Origin of the sequence: Actinoplanes sp. NPDC026670 (assembly GCF_040638175.1) — a bacterium.
Lineage (GTDB): Bacteria > Actinomycetota > Actinomycetes > Mycobacteriales > Micromonosporaceae > Actinoplanes.
This window is the reverse complement of sequence record NZ_JBEZXU010000149.1, coordinates 1-4,248: the sequence shown is the minus strand read 5'-3', so window position 1 is coordinate 4,248 and position 4,248 is coordinate 1. Positions and strand designations below refer to the sequence as shown.

General features: G+C 71.3%; 6 protein-coding genes and 1 pseudogene. All 7 read left to right on the top strand.

Annotated features, from left to right (window positions below):
- Window positions 1-173 precede the first annotated feature (173 nt).
- Window positions 174-842: pseudogene (locus AB0E94_RS52495) on the top strand (NUDIX domain-containing protein); the annotation flags it as partial.
- Between the two features lie 314 nt (window positions 843-1,156).
- Window positions 1,157-1,522 carry a hypothetical protein gene (locus AB0E94_RS52490; RefSeq protein ID WP_357098081.1) on the top strand — a complete coding sequence of 122 codons (366 nt, stop codon included), beginning with the start codon at window positions 1,157-1,159 and terminating at the stop codon, window positions 1,520-1,522.
- Window positions 1,523-1,586: 64 nt separating this feature from the next.
- Window positions 1,587-1,853 (top strand): hypothetical protein, encoded by a 267-nt coding sequence (locus tag AB0E94_RS52485; RefSeq protein WP_357098084.1) that lies wholly within the window; start codon window positions 1,587-1,589, stop codon window positions 1,851-1,853.
- Between the two features lie 206 nt (window positions 1,854-2,059).
- The gene (locus AB0E94_RS52480) at window positions 2,060-2,521 is read left to right on the top strand and encodes a hypothetical protein (protein WP_357098087.1); all 462 of its coding nucleotides are present in this window, start codon (window positions 2,060-2,062) and stop codon (window positions 2,519-2,521) included.
- Between the two features lie 62 nt (window positions 2,522-2,583).
- Window positions 2,584-2,910, top strand: coding sequence for a hypothetical protein (locus AB0E94_RS52475; protein WP_357098090.1), 327 nt, complete (start codon window positions 2,584-2,586; stop codon window positions 2,908-2,910).
- Window positions 2,911-3,030: 120 nt separating this feature from the next.
- The gene (locus AB0E94_RS52470) at window positions 3,031-3,636 is read left to right on the top strand and encodes a type II toxin-antitoxin system Phd/YefM family antitoxin (RefSeq protein WP_357098094.1); all 606 of its coding nucleotides are present in this window, start codon (window positions 3,031-3,033) and stop codon (window positions 3,634-3,636) included.
- 186 nt (window positions 3,637-3,822) lie between these two features.
- Complete coding sequence (locus AB0E94_RS52465) at window positions 3,823-4,236, top strand: hypothetical protein (protein ID WP_360344397.1); 414 nt, start codon at window positions 3,823-3,825, stop codon at window positions 4,234-4,236.
- Window positions 4,237-4,248 lie beyond the last annotated feature (12 nt).

The following is a 4,248-nucleotide window of genomic DNA, read 5'->3' as shown; positions in this document are numbered from 1 at the left end:
GAGCACACCCACGCCGACGAGCGGTGACCGGCCACACCGGCCCGGGCGGCGGCACCCGCCGCCGTCCGACACCACCTCGCGCGGTCGGGGTCGTGCAGCCACACGACCCCGACCACTACCTCCGGATACGAAACCGCCGACAGCAACCCCGACACCCGAGAGGCAGCACCATCATGACCACTGACACCGCCCGTACCTACACCCACCCCGACGTGTACCTGCGGGGCGTCGCCGAGGGCTGGGCCGAGGCCCAGACCGACCCGACCCGCATCGACTGGCCCGCCCGGCAGGCCACCGCCGCGATCCCGTTCACGGTCCGCTACGGCCGCCCGGTCAACCCGGGCGAGTCCACCGGCATCCGCTACGGCCGCAACCGGCTCGGGCACTGGGGCGAGACGCGGTGCGCCGACGCCGCGGTGACCGCCACCGACACCACCGGCGGCCGCTGGATCGTCATGATCGAGCGCCGCGACAGGTACGGCTGGGCGCTGCCCGGCGGGCACATCGACGCCGGCGAGACCCCGGCGCAGGCGGCGGCGCGGGAGCTGAGGGAGGAGACCGACCTGATCGTCACGCTCACCGACCCGTGGGTGCGGACGCTGCCGGCCCGCTACGTGCCGGACCCCCGCTGCTCCGACGAGGCGTGGATGGTCACCAACCTCACCACGATCGACCTCGGCGTCTACGAGCCGGACCACCTGCCGGTCCTCATCGCCGGCGACGACGCCGCCCGCGCCGCGTGGATCCGCGCCGACAGCTACACCGGCCTGGCCCGACACCTGGCCACCACCACCGGCGGCATCGTCTTCCCGGCTCACCAGCAGATGCTCACCGACCTGCTCGGCGGCCCGGCCTGGCCGACCCTGGACATGGTGGCCGAGATCGACGGCATCGCCCTGGCCGACATCGGCGAGGACGGCGACATCATCGCCCAGGGCCACCACGACCCGACCCGAATGCTCACCGCGCTGCGCCGCTACGCCCGCGAGGTGTGGGGCGAGGCCCTGGAACCGGCGGACCCAACCGACCCGACCGCGCAGATTCGCCACCAGTGGGTCGTCAACACCGGCGACGGCACGGACCCGCAGCAGTGGTGCCTGCAACCGGCCGTACCGGACGCCGCGGGCGCCATCCCGGTGACCCGCTGGTTCCAGCAGTGAGCACCACCGCTGGGCCGCTCGATGGCTGGGACGTCTGCGCCCTCACCGGATGCCCCCTCGGCGATCCGGACGCCGCCGAGCCCGACGACATCGACGAGATTCGGGACACCGGGATCGCCCACGGCGTGCGGCACGTCAGCATCTCCGACCACTGGTGGATCGACACCCGCGTCGGCAGCGCGCCGGTGGAGCTCGCCGCCAACAACACCCTCGTGCTCGCCGCCGCCGCGTGGCTGGCCCACCACGAGGGGGCCGACTACTGCATCCGCAGCACCGAGTACGTCGGCGAGTGGCGCGGCTACCAGCTGCTCGCCAGCGACCTGCTGCGCGCCGTCGACGAGGCCGTTCACCACCCCTTGTGACCTTGCAGTGTGAAACTGTAAGGTGATGTGTGGAGGGTGGAGCACTCGACCGGAGGAGGAGAACGTGGGCGCACGGCAGGCGTACGAGGTCGGAGCGGGCGAGTACGAGGACTACCGGATCCTGGCCCTCTTCGAGTCCGCGACAGACGCGCAGGCGTTCGCCGACCACCACAACCTGACCAACATCGAGCGGATCTCGCGCGGGAACTGCTCTCCGGCGCTCGTCAGCGAGTCGACGGCCACCTACTACCCGGCCGGCACGTGGCGCCCGACCTCCACGGAGGTCATCGACGGCACGCTGGCCGACTCCCGCGCACTCACCCAGCACTGACCTCACCAGAGAAGGAGTAAGGCCATGGACACCGTGCTCGCGGTCATTCTCGCGATCGGCATTCCGGTCGCCCTCGTGTTCGGCATCGGCCCCCTGTTCTTCAACAGTCGGCGGTTCTGACCGCCCCCGCCGCTACCGGGCCGACCCCTTGGTTCGGTGGCGCGCGGAGGTCGCCAGAGCGGCTGGAGACCCGGAGAGGACACGACATGCAGGTGGAGCAGATCGCCGCCGACATGCGCAAGACCCTGGCGATGCCGGGCAGCTCGCCCGGCGTGGAGCGCTGGATCGCGCTCGGCTACATCACCGGGATCGCCCGACCGGCGTCGAGCTGCGCCAGCGCGGGCATGAGCGACGCGGACCGGCTCGCCGCGATCCGCGCCGTGCTGGACGCGCTGGACCTCATCGACGCGGACCACGCGGACAACGCCGAGTGGACCACCGAGCAGGTGTTGGCGTACCTGGCGGAGCAGAACCGGCCGGTGAACGCGAAGACCTGGTCCGGGTACGTCTCCCGGGGCCAGGCCCCCGCGCCCGTTCGGCACATCAGCCGGACCCCGGTGTGGGACTCCGCCACGATCCGGGCCTGGCACGCCGGCCGGCGCGGCCAGGCGTGGCGTGCGAGCCCCGACACGACGGAAACGGCCCAGGGCCCCGACGACACCCGGTGAGCACCTAGACGCCGACGACGGCGCCCAGGGCACCCCCGACCATCCCCCGAGGAGGCAGACACATGGGTTGGATCAACAGGGCACTCGGCACCGGCCGGGACCTCAACCGCGTCGAGACCGAACTGGCCGGCATGGGCCCCAGGGACCCCCGCCGCACCAAACTCAGCAAGGAGGCCGCCCGCCTCCAACAGCAGCAGACCGCCGAGATCTCCAAGGCCCTGCACAACGGCGCGGACGAGCAGACCGTCCGCTTCGCCTTGGGAATGCACGGGCAGGGAGCCGACCGCGCCGACAACCGGGGCCGACCCACTCCCGCGCAGACCTTGCAGCAGATGATCGACCGCCACGGCATCGACACCGTTACCGAGGCCCTGCACCGCAGAGGCTGACCGAACCCGACCCCCGCCGCTGGCGACGTCGACGAGCCGGTCCGGACCAAGGGCAACTCCACGCAACCGAATACGTAAGACACCTTGCAAATTATCTGCAAGGTGCCTTACGCTTTGAGGATGGACAACACACCCTTCGGGTTGCGACCACTCGTCGAGCGGCACGGCGATCCGGTCGACGTTGAGGACGCCCGGGCCCGCTGGTCCGAACTGGTCACCGCCGCCGAGGCCGGCACCATCACGCTGATCACCCGGGACCGGTACCAGTGGGCCGCCCTGGTGCCGATGAGCGAGGTCGCCGAGATCTCCCCCAACCTGCCGACCTGGCCGGTGTCCGACGCCCGCGCCAAGCTCGGTCACCTCGTCGGCGAGGTGCACAGCCTTGGCACCCGCGTGCAGGTGCTCACCCGCCACCGCCGGCCGGTCGCCGCACTGATTCACCCGAGCGCCCTCGTCGACCGACCCGAGCCGGCCGACCGGTTGCCCGCCGAAACGCTGCTGCGCGACGGCCACCGCATCGAACTCATCTTCGACCCCGGCCAGCCCGGCCGCCTGGACCCTGACGGGAACGTCCTGGAGGAGCCGGAGGACTGGTTCTACGCCGCCAACGCCTACGACAACCGCGACACCGTCGTCGCGGTCGGCGTCGGCGACACCCTCGGCGAGGCCCTGCTGCGACTGGCCCCGCCGCCGGCCGTGGAACTCGCCGACAGCCCGCCGTTCTGATCGGCGCATTCCGCAGAATCAGGCCCCGGCTCACGGCCATCGGCCGATGCCTCCATAACTGATCTTATCGAGGCACGAAAACGTCAGACCCGACCCGTAGCGTTGCCCGGGTCGGTGCCCATCCTGCGACAACACCCGTTGTCGCAGCCTTGACAACACTTGTTGTCGCCCGGTTAGGTGAGCGTCATGGAAACAGGTGTTGTCAAAGGCGGGTTGGCCCGCGTCGGTTTGCCCTTGACCGACGAGCAGCGGCGGCAGATGAACGAGCGAGCCGGTGACCTCATCGACCGGGCCGTGCTGCACGCGCTCGGCGTGGGCTCGCCGGACTGGCTGGCGAAGGCCCAGGCGCAACGGCCGGAGAAGACGACGATGGCCGAGGTGTCCATCAGTGACCTACTCAGGGAGGCCCGGCGGCGCCGGCCGAAGGAGACCGCGCTCGCCGAGGTGGCCATCAGTGAATACCTGCTGGCGTGGCTGGGCCAGATCAGCGCGGGTGCCGCGCAGACAGCGGCGGAGAGCGGCGCCTCGTACGTCGAGCTAGGGGCGGCTGCGGGGATGACCCGGCAGGGAGCCAAGCGCCGCTGGCCCGGCCTGCCGTGACGGCGGCCGACG

What these genes read in the sequence shown, in the direction of transcription:
- AB0E94_RS52480 (WP_357098087.1), top strand. Translation starts at nt 2,060, where the DNA reads ATGCAGGTGGAGCAGATCGCCGCCGACATGCGCAAGACCCTGGCGATG.
- AB0E94_RS52475 (WP_357098090.1), top strand. Translation starts at nt 2,584, where the DNA reads ATGGGTTGGATCAACAGGGCACTCGGCACCGGCCGGGACCTCAACCGC.
- AB0E94_RS52470 (WP_357098094.1), top strand. Translation starts at nt 3,031, where the DNA reads ATGGACAACACACCCTTCGGGTTGCGACCACTCGTCGAGCGGCACGGC.
- AB0E94_RS52465 (WP_360344397.1), top strand. Translation starts at nt 3,823, where the DNA reads ATGGAAACAGGTGTTGTCAAAGGCGGGTTGGCCCGCGTCGGTTTGCCC.